The 23,794-nt window shown below is 35.4% G+C and carries 16 protein-coding genes; 5 read left to right on the plus strand and 11 right to left on the minus strand.

The features are described 5' to 3' along the window. Window positions 1–41: 41 nt before the first annotated feature. Window positions 42–1,310 (minus strand): mechanosensitive ion channel family protein, encoded by a 1,269-nt coding sequence (locus QMO11_RS16290; RefSeq protein WP_282038384.1) that lies wholly within the window; start codon window positions 1,308–1,310, stop codon window positions 42–44. Window positions 1,311–1,452: 142 nt separating this feature from the next. Between QMO11_RS16290 and QMO11_RS16295 the strand changes: the two genes are divergently transcribed. Both QMO11_RS16295 and QMO11_RS16300 read left to right on the plus strand, forming a co-directional pair. After that, the gene (locus tag QMO11_RS16295; protein WP_282038385.1) at window positions 1,453–2,733 is read left to right on the plus strand and encodes a M64 family metallopeptidase; all 1,281 of its coding nucleotides are present in this window, start codon (window positions 1,453–1,455) and stop codon (window positions 2,731–2,733) included. 37 nt (window positions 2,734–2,770) lie between these two features. Further along, window positions 2,771–3,772 (plus strand): aldo/keto reductase, encoded by a 1,002-nt coding sequence (locus tag QMO11_RS16300; RefSeq protein WP_282038387.1) that lies wholly within the window; start codon window positions 2,771–2,773, stop codon window positions 3,770–3,772. Window positions 3,773–3,853: 81 nt separating this feature from the next. Here the strand turns inward: QMO11_RS16300 and pgl are convergent, their stop codons facing one another. The 3 genes from pgl to hydE all read right to left on the minus strand — a co-directional run bounded on the left by pgl (window position 3,854) and on the right by hydE (window position 7,367). Beyond that, on the minus strand, window positions 3,854–4,561 hold the full coding sequence (gene pgl / locus QMO11_RS16305; RefSeq protein WP_282038389.1) for a 6-phosphogluconolactonase: 708 nt from the start codon (window positions 4,559–4,561) through the stop codon (window positions 3,854–3,856). A gap of 14 nt (window positions 4,562–4,575) precedes the next feature. Continuing rightward, a complete protein-coding gene (zwf, locus tag QMO11_RS16310) occupies window positions 4,576–6,111 on the minus strand; it encodes a glucose-6-phosphate dehydrogenase (RefSeq protein WP_282038391.1) in 1,536 nt (511 codons plus the stop codon). Window positions 6,112–6,275: 164 nt separating this feature from the next. Then, a complete protein-coding gene (hydE, locus tag QMO11_RS16315) occupies window positions 6,276–7,367 on the minus strand; it encodes a [FeFe] hydrogenase H-cluster radical SAM maturase HydE (RefSeq protein WP_282038393.1) in 1,092 nt (363 codons plus the stop codon). Window positions 7,368–7,578: 211 nt separating this feature from the next. Between hydE and QMO11_RS16320 the strand changes: the two genes are divergently transcribed. The 3 genes from QMO11_RS16320 to QMO11_RS16330 all read left to right on the plus strand — a co-directional run bounded on the left by QMO11_RS16320 (window position 7,579) and on the right by QMO11_RS16330 (window position 12,756). Next, window positions 7,579–9,636, plus strand: a complete 2,058-nt coding sequence (locus QMO11_RS16320; RefSeq protein ID WP_282038395.1) for an acetate--CoA ligase family protein — start codon at window positions 7,579–7,581, stop codon at window positions 9,634–9,636. A gap of 224 nt (window positions 9,637–9,860) precedes the next feature. Then, a complete protein-coding gene (locus QMO11_RS16325) occupies window positions 9,861–10,949 on the plus strand; it encodes a glycosyltransferase family 4 protein (protein WP_282038397.1) in 1,089 nt (362 codons plus the stop codon). Window positions 10,950–11,157: 208 nt separating this feature from the next. Next, entirely contained in the window at window positions 11,158–12,756 is a 1,599-nt protein-coding gene (locus QMO11_RS16330) for a DUF6377 domain-containing protein (RefSeq protein WP_282038399.1), read from the plus strand. Here QMO11_RS16330 and QMO11_RS16335 read toward each other — a convergent pair. The 7 genes from QMO11_RS16335 to QMO11_RS16365 all read right to left on the minus strand — a co-directional run bounded on the left by QMO11_RS16335 (window position 12,753) and on the right by QMO11_RS16365 (window position 23,632). Then, entirely contained in the window at window positions 12,753–14,030 is a 1,278-nt protein-coding gene (locus tag QMO11_RS16335; protein WP_282038400.1) for a hypothetical protein, read from the minus strand. The genes QMO11_RS16330 and QMO11_RS16335 overlap by 4 nt on opposite strands. A gap of 287 nt (window positions 14,031–14,317) precedes the next feature. After that, window positions 14,318–15,136: a FecR family protein gene (locus QMO11_RS16340; protein WP_282038401.1), complete on the minus strand. Its 819-nt coding sequence runs from the start codon at window positions 15,134–15,136 to the stop codon at window positions 14,318–14,320. A 116-nt stretch (window positions 15,137–15,252) separates the two neighbouring features. Continuing rightward, a complete protein-coding gene (locus QMO11_RS16345; protein WP_282038402.1) occupies window positions 15,253–16,392 on the minus strand; it encodes a phospholipase D-like domain-containing protein in 1,140 nt (379 codons plus the stop codon). A gap of 18 nt (window positions 16,393–16,410) precedes the next feature. After that, window positions 16,411–17,622 carry a phospholipase D-like domain-containing protein gene (locus QMO11_RS16350; RefSeq protein ID WP_282038404.1) on the minus strand — a complete coding sequence of 404 codons (1,212 nt, stop codon included), beginning with the start codon at window positions 17,620–17,622 and terminating at the stop codon, window positions 16,411–16,413. Beyond that, complete coding sequence (locus QMO11_RS16355; RefSeq protein ID WP_282038406.1) at window positions 17,622–18,755, minus strand: phospholipase D-like domain-containing protein; 1,134 nt, start codon at window positions 18,753–18,755, stop codon at window positions 17,622–17,624. The genes QMO11_RS16350 and QMO11_RS16355 overlap by 1 nt, the downstream gene beginning before the upstream one ends. A 34-nt stretch (window positions 18,756–18,789) precedes the next feature. Next, window positions 18,790–20,193, minus strand: a complete 1,404-nt coding sequence (locus QMO11_RS16360) for a SusD/RagB family nutrient-binding outer membrane lipoprotein (protein WP_282038408.1) — start codon at window positions 20,191–20,193, stop codon at window positions 18,790–18,792. A gap of 91 nt (window positions 20,194–20,284) precedes the next feature. Then, window positions 20,285–23,632, minus strand: a complete 3,348-nt coding sequence (locus QMO11_RS16365) for a SusC/RagA family TonB-linked outer membrane protein (RefSeq protein WP_282038409.1) — start codon at window positions 23,630–23,632, stop codon at window positions 20,285–20,287. Between the last annotated feature and the right edge of the window lie 162 nt (window positions 23,633–23,794).

Below are 23,794 nucleotides of genomic sequence, written 5' to 3' on the forward strand. Positions count from 1 at the left end.
TAATAAAACTAACCACTTTTTAATCAAATATCCTTTAATAATTAACTTAAACCAGCTAAGCCTACTTCGGTAGGATATTGAAATACTTTTAATTCAAACTCTGGAATTACAGCTAAAATATGATCAAAAATATCAGCTTGTATTGACTCGTAATTAGACCAAGCCTGATCAGTACTAAATACGTATATCTCAATAGGCAAACCTTTCTCGTTAGGTTGAAGATGACGAACTAAAAAGGTCATTCCATCATGAATTTTAGGATGTTGCCTTAAATAGCTTTCAAGATAGGCTCTAAAAACACCCAAATTAGTCATGCGCCTTCCATTTACAAAAACAGACTCATCAATGTTAGCCGATTCATTGTATTGCTTAATTTCTTTCGATTTATCTTGCATGTAGCCATTCAAAAGATGCACTTTACCATACTTCTCAATCATCTCTTCAGTGCAGAATTTCACAGATTTCATATCCACATTAATAGATCGTTTTATGCGTCTGCCACCAGATTCCTCCATACCTTTCCAATTTGAAAAGCTATTACTAACCAATGCATAGGTCGGTATAGTAGTTATGGTTTTATCCCAGTTCTGAACCTTTACCGTATTCAGGGTAATTTCCAAAACTGTTCCATCTGCCCCTTGCGATGGCATTGAAATCCAATCGCCAGGCTTAACCATATTATTCGCCGACAGTTGTATACTTGCTACAAAACCAAGTATTGTATCTTTAAAAACCAACATGATAACAGCAGCTGTTGCCCCAATACCAGTAAAAACTTTGGTAAGTTTTACATCAAATAATATAGATACAATAATCAGAATTCCAATAATTGTAAAAAGAAGCATTATAGTTTGCACGTAACTTCGTATAGGTCGATCTTTACTATAATCGAAAGATTCATATATATCGGTCAGACCTCGCAGAAAGGATTGCACAATTAGCAATATGGCAATTATAAAATATACCGAAACTACATTATGAAGCAGGTTATTAATTCCATCAAATTCTCTGAAAACCCAATTCAAGGTTGTATAAATAACAATAGCCGGAATTATATTTCCTATATTCTTAAATAATTTACGTTCAATAAATACATCATCATGTTTGGTCTTGGTTTTCTTCAGGGCTTTCTCAATAACCTTTACTACGTACTTGCTAAAAATCCAATGCGCTATTTTAGCAACTAATAATACAATAAGGCATAATACAGCAGCGCGTGCATATGATATAAGGTGTTCACTCATACCCAAATCCAACATTGCATCTCTAAACCATTTATATATTTCGGTTTCATTATTTAAGGTTTCCATAAAATTTTATCATTTATTTGTATCTCCAAAAATAAACAGTTTAACTATATATTAGCACTCTTGTTTTGTATATTTACATAGAAGTTGTTTAACCATTCCGATCCATTCAACATTTTTTATCGTACACACTAATTTATCTTATATGCATAAGGCACTTTTTATTGTAATATTATCATTAACTACTTTTATTAAACCCAATGCTCAGTTTAATCAAAGCTTCACTAAGGAGGCTTTACGTATCGATTTTGTTTTAACCGGAAACAATAAAAGCACCGACATATCAATATTTGAAACCATAAAGGAACCTCATTGGGGAGGAAACCATAATAATTTAATTTGTCCGTTTGATTATGGTCAATTTAGATTAGTAGTTAAAGATTATTCTTCAAAACAGGTTTTATATACCCATGGATTTTGCACTCTCTTTGAGGAATGGCAAACAACTATTGAAGCTGAAGAAAACGAAAGTGCTTTTTTTCAGACAGTACAGTGCCCATTTCCCAAAAAGAAGGTATTAGTTGACATTGAAACTCGCGATGAAGCAAATCAATTTAAATTAGTAAAAACCTTTACCATTGACCCTAAGGCACACTCAATAATTGAACGTAAAGCAATAGCTAAAACCCATAAATTTATTGATAACGGAAAGTCAACAAAATGTGTTGACATAGCCATTATTGCTGAAGGCTATACCGAAGATGAAATGGAGATATTTCATGCTGATGTAGAACGCTTATCCAATTACTTATTTACGCAAGCCCCCTTTGATCAGTATAAAAACAAATTTAATATTTGGATGATAGATGCCATTTCTGAAGAATCAGGAGTTAGTGACCCTAGAAAAGACATTTGGAAAAACACGGCTTTGCAAGCTAGTTTTAACACCCTTAACTCCGACAGATATTTAGAAACTACCCATACCTTCACTGTTAGGGATTATGCGGCTCTTGTTCCTTATGATCAAATCTACATTTTAGTAAATACTGAAAAATATGGCGGTGGCGGAATATACAATCACTTCTCTACAACCGCAGCGCATCATGGCAATTCTGAGCCTGTATTTGTCCACGAATTTGGTCACTCTTTTGCTGCATTAGGCGATGAATATTACACATCAGAAGTGAGCTACTCTGATTTTTTTAATACTGCCGTTGAACCTTGGCAACCTAATTTAACCACTTTAATTAACTTTGATAGCAAGTGGAAGACAATGCTTGATGAGAACACTCCAATACCGACTCCAGCAAACACTAAACAAAAAGATATTATTGGTGTTTACGAAGGCGGTGGATATGTTGCCAAGGGGGTTTACAGACCTTATATAGATTGTAGAATGAAAACCAATACTGCAGATGGATTTTGTCCGGTATGTCAAAAGGCCATTAAAGAAATGATATTATTTTTAACAGGAGAAGAACTCTAATTGCACCCACAATAAAAAACGAAAAACGACAGTGAAAATGGAACACAAAGCAGCGGATAGTAGATACGATAAAATGGATTATCGTAGATGTGGAAGAAGTGGATTGAAATTGCCAGCTATATCATTAGGACTATGGCATAATTTCGGTTCTGTTGATGTATATGAAAATGGGAAAAGTATAATATTTGAAGCTTTCGATAAAGGAATTACTCATTTTGATTTGGCGAATAATTACGGTCCTGAGCCAGGAAGTGCAGAAACAAACTTTGGTAACATCGTTAACGATCATTTGAAAAACTATCGAGATGAAATGATCATTTCAAGCAAGGCTGGTTACGATATGCTTCCTGGTCCGTATGGAGAATTTGGCTCTCGAAAAACGATGATTGCAAGTTTAAACCAAAGTTTACGTAGGTTAAAGCTAGAGTATGTTGATATATTTTATTCACACAGATACGATCCTGACACTCCACTTGAAGAGACGATGATGGCCCTTGACTTTGCCGTAAAACAAGGAAAAGCCTTATACGCTGGTATTTCTAATTACCCGGCTGATAAAACACGTGAGGCTGAATCTATTCTTCGAGAATTGGGTACACCTTGTTTAATTCACCAAGCGCGTTACAGCATGTTTCAACGCGACGTAGAAGAAGAATTACTTGAGGTAGTAGACAAACGTGGTATGGGACTCATTGCTTTTTCTCCTCTCGCCCAAGGTTTGTTAACAGATCGTTATTTAAATGGAGTTCCTAGCGATTCTCGCATGGCTCGAGCTCATTTCTTAAAACAAGATCACTTAAACGAAGAAAGATTTAATATTATTAAGGCCTTAAATGATATAGCCAAAGATAGAAATCAATCTTTAGCTCAAATGGCGATTGCTTGGTTATTAAAGGATAAAAGGGTGACTTCGGTACTTGTTGGTGCTAGCTCTGTAAATCAATTAAACAACAACTTGGGTGCATTAAATAATACAGCATTTAATGATGCTGAACTCTCTAAAATTCAAGAATTAATTAAAGATATTCAGTTAAGATAACTAATTAGTATTCTATTATACGAAAGAGAGACCTCTAAACATTTAGAAGTCTCTCTTTTTACTTTAGCTGCTTCAAAGTTGTTATTCTTGTAATTTTGCAGCAGCTGCGCTATCCAATAACCAAGTCGGTTTGTCAACTAAGGCTGCAGGATATTGCTTATATCCTTCTTTTTTATTTAATATCTCTGAAAGCTTATCTGCTTTATTCGATCCGGTTACCAAAAAGAAAATCTCTTTAGCATTATTAATTACACCTCCTGTGAGTGAAACTCTATTTTGCTTAGATTCGGGGTGTTGAGCCGCCACACACACTTCGGGTTTATCCCATAAATTAATTTGATAAGGAAATACAGATGCTGTATGTCCATCATCTCCCATTCCTAAAATCATAAGGTCAAATTGTGGCAAACCGTTACTTTGAGGTAACTCAGCCAATAATACTTTTTGATAATCTTCAACGGCAGCATCAATACTCAGTTCTCCTTTTACCCTGAATACATTAGCTTCGGGTATGGTAACTTTATTTAATAAATGTGTTTTTGTCATTAAATAATTACTCTCAGTATCAGTAGGTGGCACGCAACGTTCATCGCCCCAAAACAGAAATACCTTAGTCCAATCAATTTCATTGGCATACTCGGCAGCTAATTCATCAAAAATTGCCTTAGGAGTACTTCCTCCCGAAAGGGCTATAGTAACTTTATCTGACTTTTGTGTTCTATTTAATAGTACTTTTCCGAAATGCTGTGCCAGCATTTGTTTATCACTAAAAACTCGTGTAGTATTCATTATAAGGAGTGGTTTTAAAGTTCGCAATAGTTTCCATCGTTAGCCAAATTTTTACATGGGTAACGCCAAGTTTGCCTTTTATCTTCAATTAAATCATCGGCCACATCAGGTCCCCATGTACCTGCTGGATAACCATGAACCGGGATATTATTATTTTTCTTCCAGGCCTCTTGAATTGGCTTTACAAATTCCCATGCCGCTTCCACCACGTCTCCTCGAGAATATAAAGTGGAATCGCCCAACATACAATCGTGTAATAAACGTTCATACGCGCTTGGTAGGTATGCATCTGCTAAATCTGAATAATGAAAATCCATATTAACAGTTTGCGAATTAAACCCTGCACCTGGAGTTTTCATACCAAATTTCATTAACAATCCTTCATCAGGCTGAATGCGAATTACTAACTGGTTATGATTGTGCTGCATGCCTGACTTATCAGCAAATAAACGATGTGGTGAAGGTTTAAAGTGAATTACAACTTCGGTAACACGAGTAGGAAGCATTTTTCCTGTTCGTATATAAAAAGGAACATCAGCCCAACGCATATTGTCGATAAAAAACTTCATCGCCACATAAGTTTCTGTACGCGATTCTGGATTTACTCCTTGCTCCTCACGATATCCTTTTGTAGCAACTCCTTTAATTGTAGAATCAACATATTGACCGCGTATCACATAATTTTCAACCTCTTCCTCTTTTATCGGGCGTAAAGATTGCATTACTTTGGCTATTTCGTTACGAATACCATTTGATGTTATTACTGCTGGCGGCTCCATGCCTACTAGGCCGGCTAACAGCAATAGGTGGTTTTGAACCATATCGCGCAAAGCACCTGATCCTTCGTAATAACCACCTCTATTTCCTACACCTATACTCTCTGATGAAGTAATTTCAACATGACTTACGTAATTACGATTCCATAAAGGTTCGAAAATACCATTTGAAAAACGCGTTACTAATAAATTCTGAACCGTCTCTTTTCCTAAGTAATGATCGATTCTATAAATTTGATCTTCTTGAAAATTCTTTAACAAATCTTTGTTTAAAGATTTTGCAGTTTCTAAATCGTAACCAAAAGGCTTTTCAACTATTAAACGCTTAAAGCCATTCTCCTCATCAGCTAAGCCTTCTTTTGCCAAATTGCAAGGAATAACTGTATACATACTAGGCGGTGTTGCCAAATAAAATATAAAATTATTTCCTGTATTTAACTTCGCATCTAACGAAAGTAAACGCTCCTTAAATCCAGCATATTCACTCTCCTCTTTAGTATTAAAAGCGTAGTAATATAGTTTTTGCACAAAAGCATCTATATCGTCTGCAGTTGAATCATGATTGTGTTTACTGGCAAACTCCTGAATACCCTCCTTCATTTTAATCCGAAAATCAGCATCACTCATTTGGGTACGTCCAAGGCCCAAAATTGCAAAATTATCAGGCACTAAATTCTGCTCGAAAAGATCGAACACTGCTGGTACTAATTTTCGGTTTGTTAAATCTCCGGATGCCCCGAATATAACAAGTATATGATTGCTAGGTATCTTCATTTGCTTCTATTTTTCATTGACTTAATAAGCGCATAGGCCAAGCCAAATGTAGGATTTTACTTTTAATTTTTGTTTGCTTACTTGGGGATTAAACAAGAAAAATAGCGTTTAGTTTAGTACAAAGTCCTATAAATATAATCGGGTTAAATAAATAGGTGTCGAACTCATTTTAATGGAGTAGTTCTATTTTGAAAATGAGGTGAATCACCCCACTCTCCAAGTCCAGGCTCCCTATCTGCCATCTCAATTCTAATACTCATACAGTTACCACAATCTTCAGCACCTTCATCAGTACATGGTTTATTCTGATAAAGCTGATAATCTTTACGATGCGTTGTAGGGGTTATATTAGGCATTATAACATTTGCACCAATCTTTAAGGCTTTCTCGCGCCCCATAGGATCAATAGCCTGCAAAGCTGTAGTGGCAGCAATATTAATATCCTTCATTAAAATGCGTAACAAAGCAATCATATTTAATGAAGTATTAAAACGCTCTTCAATGGGCCATAACATTTCTTTTTGAGCGTACAGTGGAGTATCTTCATGTTCAATGTAAGGGCCCATTCCACACATATCAATATCACGCTCTTTCATAAATAGTAAATCCCTAGCTAAATCTTCATACGTTTGCCACGGAAGGCCAATCATAACACCAGTTCCTACCTGATAACCTACATTTCGTAAGCTATCTAAACAAGACACGCGCTTAGTATAATCATGCATTTGATTGTCAGGATGCAATTGCTTATACAAGACTGGCGATGAAGTTTCAATTCTAAGTAAGTAACGGTGTGCTCCGCTATCAAACCATTTTTTATAGGTACCTGCAGTTTGCTCGCCCAAGGAAATTGTAATACCTAACTCATTATTTGTTTCGTATTTAATAGTCTTTAACAGCTTTGTAACTCTATCAATAAAAGCACTATCATTACGTTCTCCTGCTTGCAAAACCATAGATGAATATTTGTTTTCCCACGCAAATTTTGCGGCATTAACAATATGCTCATCTTCTATATTGTATCGATCAATCTCTTTATTTCCTTTTCGTATGCCGCAATAAAAACAATCTTTTGCACATACATTTGAAAACTCCACTAGGCCCCTATAAAAGACTTTACGCCCCACATTGGCTAACTGAACTTCTTGGGCTTTGCTAAAAAGCAGCTTTTGATCCGCTCCTTTTAGCTGTAGTAGGTATGCCAACTCTCTAACACCTAAGTCGCCTTTTAAAATATTGTTGATATTATTACTCAAAATCCTAATTATTAAAAAACACTTTATTACTTCTTAACCTTACCAATTATTGATGAGTTGAAGTTATTGAAATTTTGTGAGCGGCAAAGTTAACAAAAGCGGACTAAGTATTCTAATTCATAACAAATACTGATGATTATCACTGATATAATTCATTGTAATACTAAGGGATAAATGGCATTTTTAATCAGATAGATTTAAGATATAGATTATGATTAACGAGCAGTTGATAAACCCCAAAAGTATAGCTATAATAGGCGGATCGGAAAACTTACAAAAACCCGGCGGTAAGATTTTACATCATATTTTGGAGCGATATCGAGGCGAAGTTTTTGTGGTTAACCCCAAGGCTGAAAATATACAAGGCGTAAAAGTGCATCAGCAAATTAAGGATATCAACGAAGAAATTGATTTAGCAGTTATAGCCATAGCCGCAAAGTTTTGTCCCGAAGCTGTTAAAAAACTAGTTAAAAATAATAACACGCGTGCTTTTATCATCATATCAGCTGGCTTTAGCGAAGAAAGTGCGACCGGTGCAGGCTACGAAAAAGAAATTACGGATACTATTAATAACGTTAATGGCTGCTTAATTGGCCCAAATTGCACTGGAGTAATCACTAATAATCATCAATCTTATTTTACAACACCCATTCCTAAACTAAATCCACAAGGGGCCGATTTTATTAGTAGCTCTGGAGGCACTGCCGTTTTTATTATTGAAACAGGTACTAGTATGGGATTAAGTTTCAACAATATATTCTCGGTGGGCAATGCACCACAGACTTGCGTTGAGGATGTTTTAGAGTATTTAGATGAAACCTTTAACGAAGAAACAAGCTCAAAAAGTAAACTTATTTACATTGAGGATATAAAGAAACCCGACAAACTTTTAAAACATGCGAGTTCTTTAGTTCAGAAAGGATGCAAAATAGCGGCCATTAAATCAGGTACCTCAGACGCTGGTAAAAGAGCAGCAGAGAGTCATACCGGAGCAATGGCTTCCTCCGATATTGCAGTAGATACTTTATTTAAAAAGGCCGGGATTATTCGTTGCCATAGCCGATTAGAACTTGCTACAATGGCGGCAATATTTGCATCTCCTGAATTAGTTGGTAACCGTATGACTATAATAACCCACGCAGGTGGCCCTGCTGTAATGTTAACAGATACACTTAGTAATGGTGGTATTGAAGTACCGCAGCTTTTAGGTGAAGATGCCGATGATCTCAAAACTAAACTATTTGCTGGGTCGAGTGTAAAAAACCCTATTGACTTTTTAGCAACAGGAACGGCAGAACAATTGAGCGAGATTATTGACTATTGCCAATACAAATTTGATAATATTGATGCCATATGTATTGTTTTTGGGAGTTCGGGTCTATTTGATGTCGAAAATGTTTACGAAGTAATACATAACAAAATGCGTAAGTGCTCAAAACCCATTTTTGCTGTGCTGCCATCCGTTGAAAATGCAAAAGAAGCGATTGGCTATTTCACATCGAAAGGAAATGTATGCTTTTTTGATGAAGTAATATTGGCTTCAGCGCTAACTAAAGTATATCCTACATCAGAAGTAAAGTATAAAGGAATCGAAATGAAAGGGGTAAATATTCCTTCAATCAAAAAGTTGATTTCAAATACCTCTTCTGGGATTTTAGATGCCGATAATTGCAATAAACTACTTAATTATGCTGGGGTAGAAAGCGTTCCCTATCAAATAATTCAATCAGAAGCTGACCTAAAAAATATTAATAAGGAATTGAATTTTCCTATTGCCGCAAAAGTAATGGGTTTCGCTCATAAAACAGAAATTGATGGCATAGCACTTAACATTAAATCCGAAGCCGAATTAAAAGAACAATACAATCGTCTTTCAAAAATAGAAAATGCAGAAGGCGTTATTTTGCAGCCTATGCTTGATGGAATAGAACTTTTTGTGGGCGCCAAATACGAACCCAAATTTGGTCATATTATGATGATTGGCTTAGGCGGTATATATGTTGAGATATTAAAAGACATCACTAGTGGTTTGGCTCCTTTCTGTAAACAAGAAGTATTAGAAATGCTGCGTGAACTTAAAGCCTATCCAATCCTTCAGGGATTTAGAGGCAATAAAGGCATTAATATTGATCATTTTGCTGATATCATTGTACGTATATCTACAATGTTACGTTTCTCCACTGAAATTGTAGAAATGGATTTAAACCCACTTATTGCTAATGAAGATGGTATCTTCGTGGTTGATGCACATATTAAGATCGAAAAATAAAGCCCGTTCATAAAAAAACGAACTCAATTGCTAGTTCATCTTTGTATATTGTAATTGCGACACCGAAAAGTATCACACAATAAATAACATAGGATAACACTTGCGATAAATCTGGTGAGTTACATTGCATTAATAAAACTTAGACTAGCAACTAATTTTGATCCTCCGATATGATAGAGGTATAAGCTTGATTGGGAATTGCAAATATCCGTAAACGATAAAAGATGAAAACGGTATTAATAGCGCATAAATATTCCGACAATTCTTTTGCAGCCATGTCAAAAGCTCTTGCCATTAAGCTTGCTAAGGATGGGCATCAAGTCATTTTTCTATCACACAAAAAAGACCCGCCATTTGTTGATGAGTACGGTGTTAAAGTTTTTAATTGGCCCGATAAGAGACCAAATGGAATTAAAAGTTTGTTACTGTCATTAAAGCTTCACTTTAAATATAAACCAGATATCTCAATAGCACATTTTTCTGCCGTGCAGTGGGTAATGCTCTCCGGCTTCTTATCCCGCACAAAAAAAAGAATGGCCTACTACCATACTTTGTCGGAGCAAATTGCCATTGATGATAAAATCACAATTAAATCTCACATCAACAAAATGAGAAATAGCCTAATGTATAGGCTATTTACAACACATTTAATTCCGGTTTCTAAATACGCAAAAAAAGATTTTAGAAAAACCTTTTGCACGAGCCCCTTTCTTAGGCCAGAAGAAATAGTTTGCAATAATGGAATTCCTGATCGCTATAAAAACTCTGTCAGCTCAAATAAATCAATATCAAAACCAATAATAATCAATTATCTGGGTAGAATAGATGAAAGTAAAGGACTGAAAGAAGTTGTTGACTTTGTTATTGCTGACCCTAAGCTATCTAACTTAGTGCAAATTAACATTGGAGGCAAAGGATCTTTAAGTACTTATTTTTCGGAATTAAATAACCCTAGTATTAAATACCTCGGACTAGTAAATTACACGGATATCGATAAATACCTTCAATCAGGTCACTTCACAATTATTCCTTCTAAAATAGATAACCTTCCCACTGTTGGTTTAGAAAGCTTAATGAATGGCACTCCTGTAATTGGAAATACCAGAGGCGGAATTCCTGAAATAGTAAGTGATAATGAAAATGGTATTTTATTTGATGGATTATCTGATAATGAACTCACTAAGTTATTTGAAAGGATATTATCAGTCTCTGGTGATGAATATGAACAAATGCGAACCAATTCTCGTAAAAGCTACTTAAATAAATTTTCAATAGACACTTACCTTGAAAACATGTACAAAATAATTATGTAAGCTATTTAAAACTACCTAAAATTTAATTTGTTGAATTATTCTGAGGATTTTTAAGGAGAAGTCAATACTAAGTTTGACATGAAATAATTCTGCTAGTTCAATAAACTTTGCAAATCAATTTATTAAAAATACACTAAAACAAAAGGATAAAATATTAACAGTTTCTTTACAACTATTATATCTTTGGTGGTGAAACAGAGCATTAACAATGAAGTATATTTTTACCTTATTAAGTATTTTTTTTAGTCTTAACCTATTATCTCAAAACTCAGAATTATTAAATGAGTTAGATCTTGTTCTTTCAAATAAAAAAGAATACTCCCTCAAAAAGGAAGCTAAATTAGACTCTTTAAAACTTGAGGTTGAAAAAATAAATACACTTGGTAAAGGTTGGGAACGTTATCAAATATTGCTTCAGATTGCAGATGAATATGCTCGTTATAAATTTGACTCCGCTTTTAATTATTCAAAACAAGCTATTGATTTGGCTTACCAAATTAATAATGCCAATGCCATAGCATACACTAAAAGTAAATTTGGCCATTTACTGGTTTCTGTTGGATTACATAAAGAAGCCATTGATACGCTGAATAGTGTAATTACTTCTCATTTAAAAAACGAACAGTTACAAGATTATTATGGCTACAAAGTTCGTGCTTATTACGATTTAGCCGATTATATAAATGATGAGTATTACGCTCCATCCTACCGTAAAATGGCTCGCAGTAATGTAGACTCGTTACTTAAATATAAACAAAGTGAAACTACCAAGCCTGTAATGACAAAGGCAATTCGTTTTTTAGCCGAATACCAATTAGATTCTGCTGCCTATTATTACAATTACACGCTTAAAAACTACCATACAACATTGCACGATGAAGCAATGATTCACTCATGCCTAGGCTTTATTAATATTGAGCAAGGCAATACAAATGAAGGTAGAGACCACCTTATAAAATCGGTAATTGCAGATGTGCAAACTGCTACAAAAGAAGCCATATCTTTAATAGTATTGGCCAATTATTTCTATAATCACAACGACTTAGAACGTGCGTATAGGTATATACTTAAAGCGAAAGAAGATGCATTATTCTTCGGTTCTAAACAGCGTTTATTACAAGTAAGTGAAGTATTGCCAAAGATTGAAGGAGCCACCTTATTAGCTACCGAAAAATCAAAAGAAAAGGCTACACGAATTTTATGGGTTTTAGCTGTGGTAGCTTTTGTTGTTATTGTATTATTGATGATTGTTTACCGCCAACTTTTTGATTTGCAAAAAATATGGGCTGTAATAAATAATCAGAATAAAGAACTCAAACAGCTGAATACCGAATTGCAAGAAGTCAATAAAATTAAAGAAAAATATATTGGACACTTCTTTAACACCAGCTCTACTTACATTAACAAATTAGAAACGATTTCTAAATCGCTCAATACTGTTTTGGTGAGTAACAATACTCAAAACCTTAAATCGATATTACGAAGTATTTCTCCTAAGAAGGAACGTGATCAGCTATTTCATAATTTCGATGAGATATTCTTAAGCCTGTTCCCAAGCTTTATTGAAGAGGTAGATAAAATGTTGGATGCTGATAAAAAGTATACCCTTAAGCCCGGTCAGATATTAAATACCGAGCTTCGAATATTGGCCATTATCCGATTAGGAATAATTGAAAATGAAACCATGAGCCAAGTTTTAGGCGTATCGATAAATACCATATACACTTATAAAACAAAGGCTCAAAATAGATCGTCGCTTTCTACTGAATTATTCTTTGAAAGACTGAATCAAATTAAATCGGTTTAAAACTCAAATCCTAAACCAAATTCAAACTGATTGCCCGATGGAATAGAATATTGCTCGGGAGTTAAATCTTGGCGGAATTGGTAATTCATTTTTAAAACCAAATGCTCTGACAAATTGTAGTTTGCTCCAACGGCTAAAATATTCATATTACGCTGAACGCGATCGTAGCCTTGTAAGGACTCTGCTACTTTTCCATGGGTATTTAAATGCTCCACTCTAACAAAAATAGGCAGTTTCATATCCTTATTATTGTGTACAAAACTTTTACTTTCAGAACGGTTTGACCATAACCAATGTAGGATATCAACCCCGGCTTCAAGGTAACCACCATATACCTGCTGGCCCAACACCTGACCTTCGCCATGCTTTTGTTTGGTAATTTCGTATATCCCCTCTGTATCGCTTAAATTACCCAAGGCACCAACAGCTAAAAATCGGAAGTTGGCAGGTGTATAACGAGCATAAGCTGAGTAAAGTGACAATTGCGACTGATTGGTTAAATCTCTACCTCCATGTTCATAATCGTAAGATCCCACGCTTCCAAAATATCCTGATACACTTAAATCTAAATCATTTCGTGGTGAATAAATTAACTGAGGAGAAACAGCAAACGAGCTATAATCAAAGGCTTCTCTACCATTTCGCACCCAAGTAGCACTCCTAAATTCAGAAGCATCTAAACTGGTTACAACATTTACAAAGTAATTTAATTTAGGAGCTATTTGTCCGTAAGCACCAACACCCAATTCTATCCAAGTAGTTGGAATAATTAAGCGCTCCACCTCAGGTCTGTTTACTGAATAAAACAATAAAGGCTCGTCGTTACTATTTATATACCCTATGGATATAGGCTGAAAACCAACTCTTAAATTTAAGGCCTGATGCAAACGAAAATCTAAGAATAACTCAAAATTAAACTCTGTATGACCTTCCATTCCATCAGTCAAATACTCCACTTGAATTTCTGAGTTGAAAATAATTTTATCAGAAAATCGGTAACCGAAAAAAGTAGCCAATCGATACAAGCTAGTGTAATACAACTCCATATCTCCTAAGGATTCTTTCATAGGAGAATAGTTATAGTTTACACCGTTTACCTCGCCAAAGCCACTAACTGACCATGGCTTTTCGGAAAAGAAGATACTAGATGCCGCTTTTCCTAAACCCGGATATTGTTGGTCTTGATGATTTTGTATATGTGTTGAATCTTTTATTTGAGATTGTGCTGAAATAGCAAAAATTAGCAGTGCGCTTAGAAGTAACTTTAGCTTCATGATGTTTGTGTATAGTAGTGTGCAAATTAGGGGCGAATAGTATTTTAAAGCACCTTATTCAAAAATAAGACAATTTTATAACACATGCATGCCCAGTATCGAGCTGCTATAGGCAATTACTATGCCTAAGAGAGTAAGTTCACACTCTGAAAACTATAATTTAAGTTAATTATACCCCAATTAAAATAGAGCCAGACATTACTGTTTGGTATTTGAGAAGTATTTATAGTGATTATATCATATAGTTACATACGTTCTTTAGGAAACAAACCAGTATTAAAATCTTATTATTTAGAGATTCGCATATCTGCTGGATTATATTTAAGATCGCAGGTTTTTGTCCACACTTTAATTAGATCGTTGACATCTGTTTTCTTAAACTTCGCTGTAAATAAACTTGCGTTTAGGTTCGCATCGGCATTTAGTTGCACATTAAATTCGCGCTGTATTATCTGTATTACCTCAAAAGGAGTAGCGTTATTGAATTCTATAATTCCATCGCGCCACAGTGCCGTTTGTGCTTTATCATACTCAACAACACTAGCTTGATTGTTATTAAATACCAAACGTTCACCAGGAGAAAGTTGATAAGTTGATTGATTATTTTCTAATTCTACTCGAACTTTACCCGATTTTAAAGATACCTGCTCTGCAATTCCCTCATATGCTTTAACATTAAAGCTAGTACCCAAAACCACAACCTTAAATTGCTCGGTTTGTACCGTAAACGTTTTACCTTCATTTTTCACCACATCAAAAAAAGCCTCGCCTTTTAAGGTAACTTCTCTATTGTTTGAAAACCAGCGCTTGTAGGTAAACTGCGATCCGCCATTTAAAATAACTGATGATCCATCAGGTAAAATAAGCTCCTGAGTTTCTCCATTGGCGATCTTTAAAGTAGTTTCGGTTGTAGAAATATAAAAGTAGACACCCAGTAACAATACCACACTTGCCGCTGCTGAAGCAAGGTATCGCATTATGTTAGGTTTGTTTTGTGGCTTGCTTAACAAGTCATCTTCATACTTATCAATTCTATTAATGAGTTTATTAAATTCTTCAGATATTTCATCATTCGTTGCTGATGTGGAGCTATTCGGCGTTTTCATAAAGGCAATTTATTGAGATAAGGTTCAATTATTATTGAATGGTAAAAAAACAATTGCCGAAACTATAAAAGATATCGACAATTGCCATATATTTTTTGTTTTAAGTGCTTGAGTTATTACAATTGCCACAACTGATTAAAATTTGCTATATAAGCCTTATAAATATCAGTGTTGTGTGTAGTAATAATTGCCTCGTTATTATTGCTTAGTGCATTTTGGGTAAGATTACCTGATCCTGTTAAAGTATACTCCCAGTCGTTGGTTTTAATAAGCATATACTTTGAGTGGATATTAATTTCAGACGTTTTAAAGATCTTCACTTCTACTCCATATTTCTCAAGTGCCAGCAATGCATTATTAACGGCAGCATCGTTACCTGTTTTTGTAATTATTTTTATACTCGCGCCAGCAATAGCCAACTCTTCAAGGCGTTCAATAACATTCATTCTATTGGCTGTCCATAACGACATACCTACACTAACCACTGCACTTTCTGGATGTGTAATTTTATCCAAGGCTTCCATATAATTGTCCCCAACCATAATGCTACCTCCTTTTCTGCGTGGAAAAAAAGCGGCTTCATAGGTATTCGATTGCACCTCACGGTAACGATAATTGGTAAGATCGGCATCGTAACAAAGTTGCATTACATCCTGATGGTAGCTTGCGTACCCTTGGTAAATGGTTTCGTCGCTTATAACAAGCGCATCTTGTAACTTAGCAGTAGCTCCATCGTGCATATTAGACGAGGTTTGCAAAACCACATTATTTATAATACCCGATGCTGTAGTTATAGCAGATAAAGCCACGTATTTATTGTGATTTATAGAGCTACTAGTAACATTATTGACAACGGTAATACCCGAATCGAAATGCTGAATTAATTTGGCATGCACCACCTTATTGGTAATTGTACTTTCATCAACCGAAAAATCAATCATCAAATTAACTTTCACACCTCTTTCATCGGCATCTATTAAGGCATCTGCAATTTCGTGGGTATCTATTAAATAAACCGAAAAGTAGATTTCCTCGCCAGTAGGTACCGCATTAATTAAATCAATTATGGTGTTAAAAATAACCCTATCTTTTTCTTGGTTGGCAATGGTATTTGGATTATTAAAAATAGCCTTTGGTACGGTGATGTTAATGGGAGTTTCATATTCCAACTCAATGCTCACTTCTTTTTCACATGAGGAAAAAAACAAACTGATAAAACAAGTGAAACCTATTATTGATTGCTTAAATATATTCATTTTGCTATGTTTTGTAAATTATAAATTTTGATAAATAGTTAAGAACTGCTTGTGAAAAGCATCATACCTTTTAAAAACACCTTCGTCATTAAAATACAATAGTGTTTCGTTATTGTAGCGCAAAGCATTTGTAGTTAAATTATGTGTTCCTGTTACTACAAAAGTTGCTGGCATATGATTTATAGTTCCTGTAAAAGTCATTACTTTCATATGCGTATTTTGCTTAGGACTACCATATTGATCTAGAATAATTACCTCAGCCCCATCTTTTCTTAACGCATCTAAAGCACTTAATACTGAATTATGATTTGAGTTTTTTGTAATTACAGTTAAATCTACCTTTGACTGAGCAAGCTCAAGTAACTTATTAAATATGTTAGATCTAGTATCAGTCCATGCTGACATGTTGATCAATAAATGGCCCTCCTCGTTTAAATCGATTTCATCCATTATTTGCACAAAACAATCGCCCCCATATTCAATACCATTTGAACGTTTGGGGTAAAATTGAACCCTTAAATCCAATAGAGAATCCTTTTGTATTACATACTCAAAATTAAGCATCGAACCTGCATTATTAAAACTATCAATGGAATTAAAGAATGTTGTATAAGCCTTTGCTAATTCTTGGCTTTGAAACACCTGAGCGTCCTGAAACTTATAAGTACTTTCATCCATAAAATTTGATGAGGTCTGAAAAATTATGTTTTCGTAAACTACTCCCCCTTCTTCTATTGATGAAAAAACTGCAAATTTATTGTGATTTATAGATGTTGTACTGGCATTGTTAATCACAATAAAATCGTCAAATTCTTCCTTCAATATTTCTATAACTTCTTTATTACTATTGATGCTTGACGAACGACTTTGGTCAACTTGTAAATGCACATTTACTCCACGAGCTTTGGTTTTATTTAAAGCTCGCGCCAAATAATGATCATCGAACATGTAAATAGATACGTATACATCTGAAGCTTTTGGAGCGGCATCGAGCAAATAAAGAAACTGATCAAATATTATTCTATCACTTTTGCCGTTAAAAATGGTTTGCGGATTATTAAAAATAAATTTATTGGCATATTTAGGCGTCGCTTCTTCATTTTCATCATCAGGGCAAATGCATCCCGATTGGTTATCATGTAACTGATCAGAACATGATAAGGCCATAAAGTAAAACAGTAAAGAGATGCCCATAAGGATAGTAATACCACAGCTACTTTTAATACGCATTATAAATTATGATAGTTTTTTAATAAGTCTGTATGAAACTTATTATAGATGTCGTATACCATTGCATCTGTAAAATACAACAGTGTTTCATTGTTATAACGTAGCGCATTATTGGTAATATTATGCGTTCCACTTACCACAAAACAAGCTGGTTTATTATTAATAGCACCTTTAAATGTAAGCACCTTCATATGGGTATTTTGCTTTGGTGTACCATAATAATCAAGTATAATTACATTCGCTCCAGCTTGCTCAACCAAAGCCAATTGCTCTAAAACAACCTTTGAATTTGAGCTTTTAGTAATTACGGTTAGTTCAATATCTGAAGCAGCTATTTCTTTTAATTTGCTAAAAATAGATTTGCGCGTACCTGTCCATGCAGACATATTTACAAGCAATTCGCCCTCGTTATCCAAATCTATCTGATCCATAATATCAATTAAACAATCGCCTTTATGGTTTTTTCCTTTGCTACGTTTAGGATAAAACTGAACGCTTAGGTTTAATGCTGAATCAGTAGCTGTGTAATATTCAAAATCGAGCATAGAACCCGACTTTGAAAAGGCATTAATCTTTTTAAAATAATCGCGATAAGCACCATATAAAATCTCGCTTTGAAATACCTGAGCATCTTGAAACTTATAGGTACTCTCATCCATAAAATTAGACGAGGTTTGAAACACAATATTTTGATAATTGTGCCCATCCTTACTTATCTCTGAAAACAACGCAAACTTATTGTGATTTATAGAACTTTTAGTAGCATTATTAAGCACCGTAAAATCACTAAACTCTTTATTTAGGATAGAAATAACCTCTTGATTACACTCTAAACTTGATTCTCGGCTTTGATCCACCTGAATGTGCACATTAACCCCACGATGCTTGGCATTATTTATGGCATGTGCTAATTCCACATCATCAAACATATAAATAGAGATATAAACATCAGCTCCCACAGGGGTTTGATTCAAGAGCTGCATAAAGCTGTTAAAAATTACTCTATCGCCCTTACCTTCTAGAATAGTTTGGGCATCATTAAATATAAACTGTGTTTGATAGGTACTTATTTTATTAGTGCAGCTCGTAAAAGCAACACAAACAAATAATACTATTGCTATAATATTTTTCATCTTTTATAATTCTGTGTAAGGATGCTGTTAATGATTATTTTTCCCACCAACAAACGGTTTGCATATTATCGCCACCAATGCGTTCAACGGCTTCTTCGTAATTATCAGCATTTAAACTTTGTAGGTATGTAGGATAAATAAAACGTGTTGGCGTTTGTCCGCCATTTCCCATATGGCCAGTGAAATTAAACTCAGGCATGCGGTTGCGTCTGTATTCAATCCATGTTTCCATGCCATTAAAATAGGAGTCGATCCATTTTTGCTCAAATATTTGATATAAAGTACCATCAAATATTACTTTCTCGCGAAGAAGGAATTGCTCAGTATCGCTATCTGTTACGCCCCAATATTTCATTGACGAACGAATACCTGCCTCATAGTGCGTTTCGGCCGAAGCACTAATCCAACCCTTTAAAGCCGCTTCGGCCAAAAAGAATTCCAACTCGGCATGGGTTAAAATGCTGCCTTTGCATTGCGGGTCTCTAAACTCAGGACGTAAACGAGCCAAGCGTGGGTGAGAACTCACTTCCTCAGGATCAACACCTGAAGGAAGACCATTAAACTCACCACTTACATCAGTAAAATAGGCATAACGGCGCGGATCAAGATTATAATTCATCACATCAATAAATGTGGTTGATGCAGCTAAGCGTGCTTCAAAATTATCGCTATTGGATGTGGTAAATGGGTTACGAAAAGCCCCGTCGCCAGTATAATGCAAAACAGCACCATCCTCATATGAACTAAAAAGTGGTTCGTTTTGATAAATCAAAGCGATTCTTTCTGGTGCATTTATTTCTGAACGCTTAGAACATCGCATCAATAATTTTATACGCAAAGAATTACAGAACTTCTGCCACTTTACCACATCGCCATTGTATAAATAATCGCCTCCAAACTGGAAACCGTTAGCCTCATCAAATAAGGTTGAGGCATAATCGAGATTTTTTAATAAGTCGGTATAAATAGCCTCTTGCGTATCAAACTTGGGCATAAAATCTTTATCCTTTCCCTTTAGGGCCTCCGAATAAGGAACATCGCCAAAAGTGTCAGTCAATATTGAGAACATCCAAGCCTTAAGTACGTACCCTGCTGCTTCATAATTTGGATAATTATTCTCTTTTGAATTGTTAATAATATCCTCAACATCGTTTAAAATACGATATAAGTAATCGTAAATACGATTGGACTCAGCAGGCGAAATAACATATCGATGTATTTCGTTAATAAGCGATGTATTGGTGACTTGCTGCCCCAAGTACATACCAAACCTGTGCGAGTTGTATAAATTACGATGAACACCATCGTAAATTGCTGCCCCCAATAAACCACCCGGATCTACATCCTTAATATTATTGGGATTGTCGTTTATTTCCTCAAAGTCGAAGCAGCCGCTTAACAAAGGTAAAAGACAACATAAAACGAATAGTTGTTTCATATATTTTTTCATTTCTATATGATATATTTTTTGTGAATTAGCCCTAACGAACTGTTTTATTGAATATTTCATTATTTAAAAGGATGCTGTATTAAAAGGTTAGATTAACGCTTACACCATAACTTCTGGTTGATGGAAAACCGCCTGTTTCAACCCCTGGAGTAATTGCTCCATCGGATAAAGTAGCCGCCTCTGGATCGTAACCCGGGAAGTCGGTCCAAATAAATAAGTTATTGGCTAAGAACGATACCGATGCTCTACTCAAGTAACTTTTATTTAACCATCTTGATGGCAAGGTGTATTGTACCCTAAGCTCTCTTAACTTTAGGTAACTGGTATCAAATATATTCCCCTCAACCTGATCGCGCTCGTACATTGAGTTGTAATAATAAGCAGCTCCCACAGCCTCATCGTTTGGTACATATTGACCTGTTGCCTCATCTAATCGAACACCTTGACCAATAATTCCTTCTTCGCCCCTGCCTTCTAATGTATTAACATGGCGACCTGTATAAGATAAAACAGAATGCGTTAATGAGTATGCCTGTCCGCCTACTTGATAATCGAACTGAAAGCCAAGAGTTACATTCTTATATCGGAATTCGTTGTGGATACCACCTCTAAAATCAGGGAAGATATTACCCAATAAAATACGCTCGTCGGTTTTTTCGGCCAAACCATCTTTAAAAATAATGTTGCCATCATTATCACGTGCATAACCCAATCCGTAAATATTACCCAATGGCTCACCTGGTCGGGCTTCAATGGAAACTCTATTGGCAATATGCGATCCCATCACATAATTATCAATAACTCCCGGAACCAATTCAACCACCTCACCTGAGTTTGTTGACCAGTTTTTAGATAATTTCCAAGTAAAGTTTCGCTTGTTGATGGCTTTTATATTTAAAACCGTTTCGAAACCTTTGTTTCGGATGTGGCCACCATTCATAATAACAGCATTAAAACCAGAAGCATTATCAACAGGCATAGATACAATTTGATTATGCGTATTGGCCACATACCAAGTTAGGTCGAGGTTAATTCTATTGTTAAAGAATCCAATATCAGTACCTATTTCGTAAGAGTTAGTTATCTCAGGTTTAAGGTCTTTATTTAATAAGGTATTGGGGTTGGTATAACTGCCATCCAGAGCGTGATTGGCATAATAATTCTCTAATTGGTATGGCTTTGTATCGTTACCAACCTTAGCTATAGATCCTCTGATTTTCCAAAACGTTAATGCAGTATCGCTAAACCAATCCACAGCATCAGACATGATTAAACTAGTTGATAAGGATGGATAAAAATAGGAGTTATTGCCAACAGCTAAAGTACTTGACCAGTCGTTACGGGCAGTTACATCAACAAACAAAAAGTTTTTATAACCCATGTTTGCCATTCCGTATACCGAACCTACCGCTTTTTCGCTTCGGTAACTGTAAGCAATTGGGCGTTCCAATGAGTTATCTAAGTTATAGATGCCCGGCGTACGCAAAAACTCAGCCGTAGCTCTAATATTAGAGTACTTTTGGTACATATAACTACCCCCTAAGCTTACGCCAAAATCGAAATCACCGCTGGTAAAGTCTGAAGAGAATAAGAAATCTGTATTATTCTCTAAACGATTCACTTTTTGTTCTTGATACATCCCCTGCAAGTGATTTCTGGTATCCCACGGTCGTTTTGTATAACGCTCTTCAGCAGAGAAATCGACACCCGTACGTGCAAAGAATCGTAAATGATCAGAAAATTTATGATCGAACTTAACGTTTGATAAAATTCTATCTCTGGTTGATTCGTTTAAATGTTCGTAGGCAATAAAATAAGGATTATCAGAGGTATCGTTAGGTAAATCTTTTTGTTTGCGACCTTCTTCACCTTCTGCCCAATAATCTCTATACCAATTTAAATCCTCGTTACTTTGCGACCAAAGAATGGCATAAGGAACAGACTGTTTATTGTAACCTCCGGTTGGTAAATTATCGCTTTGGCGGTGGTAATAGTTAGTAATTAAAGAAACCGAACTCTTCTCGGATAAAGTTTGCTTGGTATTTAAACTGATGGTTAACTGCTCCTGCCCTGTATTGGGCATAATCCACTCATTTTTAGTATGCGTAATACTTCCTCTAAAATTATTTTCATCATCACCACTCGAAATAGTTACGTTATTTTTAAGTGTATAACCATTGTGGTAAAACATATCCTGCGGATCGCCATACGACTTCCACTCCGTTGGTTCTAGGTAAGAACCATCAATATTACGTGGCGAATCGTACTGATAATAATACTGGCCATCGTAGGCAGGTCCCCATGTGTGACTAGATGCTGTGTTTGCACCATACGGACTCGATCCGTACGAATAGTAATCGTGATAAGCACGCTTTCCGCTACCGTACTCAAACTGCTTATCAAGATTACGGTTGGGCGATTCAATCATATAGCTACTATTAACAGCCACCTGAATACCTTTTCCTTTGCTCCCCATTTTTGTGGTGATTAAAACAACCCCATTTGCAGCTCTTGATCCATATAAAGCAGCAGCATTAGGACCTTTTAATACCGAAATACTTTCCACATCATCAGGATTAATATCCGATAATCCATTACCATAATCCACAGGCTGTGTACCTCCTAAATAAGCGCTACCACCATTACCCGTCATGGTATTATTAATGGGAACACCATCTACCACAATAAGTGCTTCGTTATTGTTTAAACTTAAGGAAGCTTCCCCTCTTAATACAATTCTGGATGATCCGCCAGGGCCTGATGCTGCAGTATTCACCTGCATACCCGGAACTTTACCCGATAGCACTGTGGCCATATCGGTACTACCACCTTGTTGTATTAATTCATTATCAATTTTTGTAATGGCATGGCCAATTTTCTTTTGCTCTTTAGTAATACCCAAGGCGGTTACCACAACCTCGTTAAGGCCGTGAACTTCGTCTTCGAGATATATTTGGTAATTGCTAGCTGTATTTATTTTTACTGTTTGATTAACAAAACCAATAAAAGAAAACAGTAAAGAATCATTGGCATTTACAGATAATGAGAATTCACCATTAAAATCGGTAACTGTTCCGGTTGTTCCGTTTATGGCAGCTACCATTACACCTGGTAAAGATTCCATGGTTGAAGCCTCGTATACTGTTCCTTTTACTATAACAGTGCCTTTATCTGGCTCTGATAGAATTATTGATTGTCCGATGATATCGCAATTAAGATGTACTTTTTCTTCAATAATTTCGGTTACATCCGAAATATCATAAACACCCTCTTCAATTATAATATGTTCGTTTAAGTATGTTTCAATATCGCTTGAATAGGAAAAAAAATATTCCTCAGCACCCTCAATCACTTGAATAAATTGTGCCAATGATAAAGACTGATTGTGCTCAATCTTAATATTAGCCGCTGCAGTTGATGTTATCATTAAAGCAACAAATAAAGAAAACGCACCTTGTATTTTCCTTAACCGTAAACTTTGTTGTAATTGTTTTAAAATTTTCATTTTTCCTTTTAGATTTCTTTCTCTTTGTTTCTGTATCCGAACTGAGCTTTATCGCTATTGTCCTTGTTTATTGTGCACATAGTA

The organism is Saccharicrinis aurantiacus, assembly GCF_947489045.1.
Taxonomy (GTDB): domain Bacteria; phylum Bacteroidota; class Bacteroidia; order Bacteroidales; family Marinilabiliaceae; genus Saccharicrinis; species Saccharicrinis aurantiacus.

Excerpts from the sequence above, each read along its gene's own strand:
- QMO11_RS16290 (WP_282038384.1), bottom strand. The coding sequence starts at position 1,310 with ATGGAAACCTTAAATAATGAAACCGAAATATATAAATGGTTTAGAGAT.
- QMO11_RS16295 (WP_282038385.1), top strand. The coding sequence starts at position 1,453 with ATGCATAAGGCACTTTTTATTGTAATATTATCATTAACTACTTTTATT.
- QMO11_RS16300 (WP_282038387.1), top strand. The coding sequence starts at position 2,771 with ATGGAACACAAAGCAGCGGATAGTAGATACGATAAAATGGATTATCGT.
- pgl (WP_282038389.1), bottom strand. The coding sequence starts at position 4,561 with ATGAATACTACACGAGTTTTTAGTGATAAACAAATGCTGGCACAGCAT.
- zwf (WP_282038391.1), bottom strand. The coding sequence starts at position 6,111 with ATGAAGATACCTAGCAATCATATACTTGTTATATTCGGGGCATCCGGA.
- QMO11_RS16320 (WP_282038395.1), top strand. The coding sequence starts at position 7,579 with ATGATTAACGAGCAGTTGATAAACCCCAAAAGTATAGCTATAATAGGC.
- QMO11_RS16325 (WP_282038397.1), top strand. The coding sequence starts at position 9,861 with ATGAAAACGGTATTAATAGCGCATAAATATTCCGACAATTCTTTTGCA.
- QMO11_RS16330 (WP_282038399.1), top strand. The coding sequence starts at position 11,158 with ATGAAGTATATTTTTACCTTATTAAGTATTTTTTTTAGTCTTAACCTA.
- QMO11_RS16335 (WP_282038400.1), bottom strand. The coding sequence starts at position 14,030 with ATGAAGCTAAAGTTACTTCTAAGCGCACTGCTAATTTTTGCTATTTCA.
- QMO11_RS16340 (WP_282038401.1), bottom strand. The coding sequence starts at position 15,136 with ATGAAAACGCCGAATAGCTCCACATCAGCAACGAATGATGAAATATCT.
- QMO11_RS16345 (WP_282038402.1), bottom strand. The coding sequence starts at position 16,392 with ATGAATATATTTAAGCAATCAATAATAGGTTTCACTTGTTTTATCAGT.
- QMO11_RS16350 (WP_282038404.1), bottom strand. The coding sequence starts at position 17,622 with ATGCGTATTAAAAGTAGCTGTGGTATTACTATCCTTATGGGCATCTCT.
- QMO11_RS16355 (WP_282038406.1), bottom strand. The coding sequence starts at position 18,755 with ATGAAAAATATTATAGCAATAGTATTATTTGTTTGTGTTGCTTTTACG.
- QMO11_RS16360 (WP_282038408.1), bottom strand. The coding sequence starts at position 20,193 with ATGAAACAACTATTCGTTTTATGTTGTCTTTTACCTTTGTTAAGCGGC.
- QMO11_RS16365 (WP_282038409.1), bottom strand. The coding sequence starts at position 23,632 with ATGATAACATCAACTGCAGCGGCTAATATTAAGATTGAGCACAATCAG.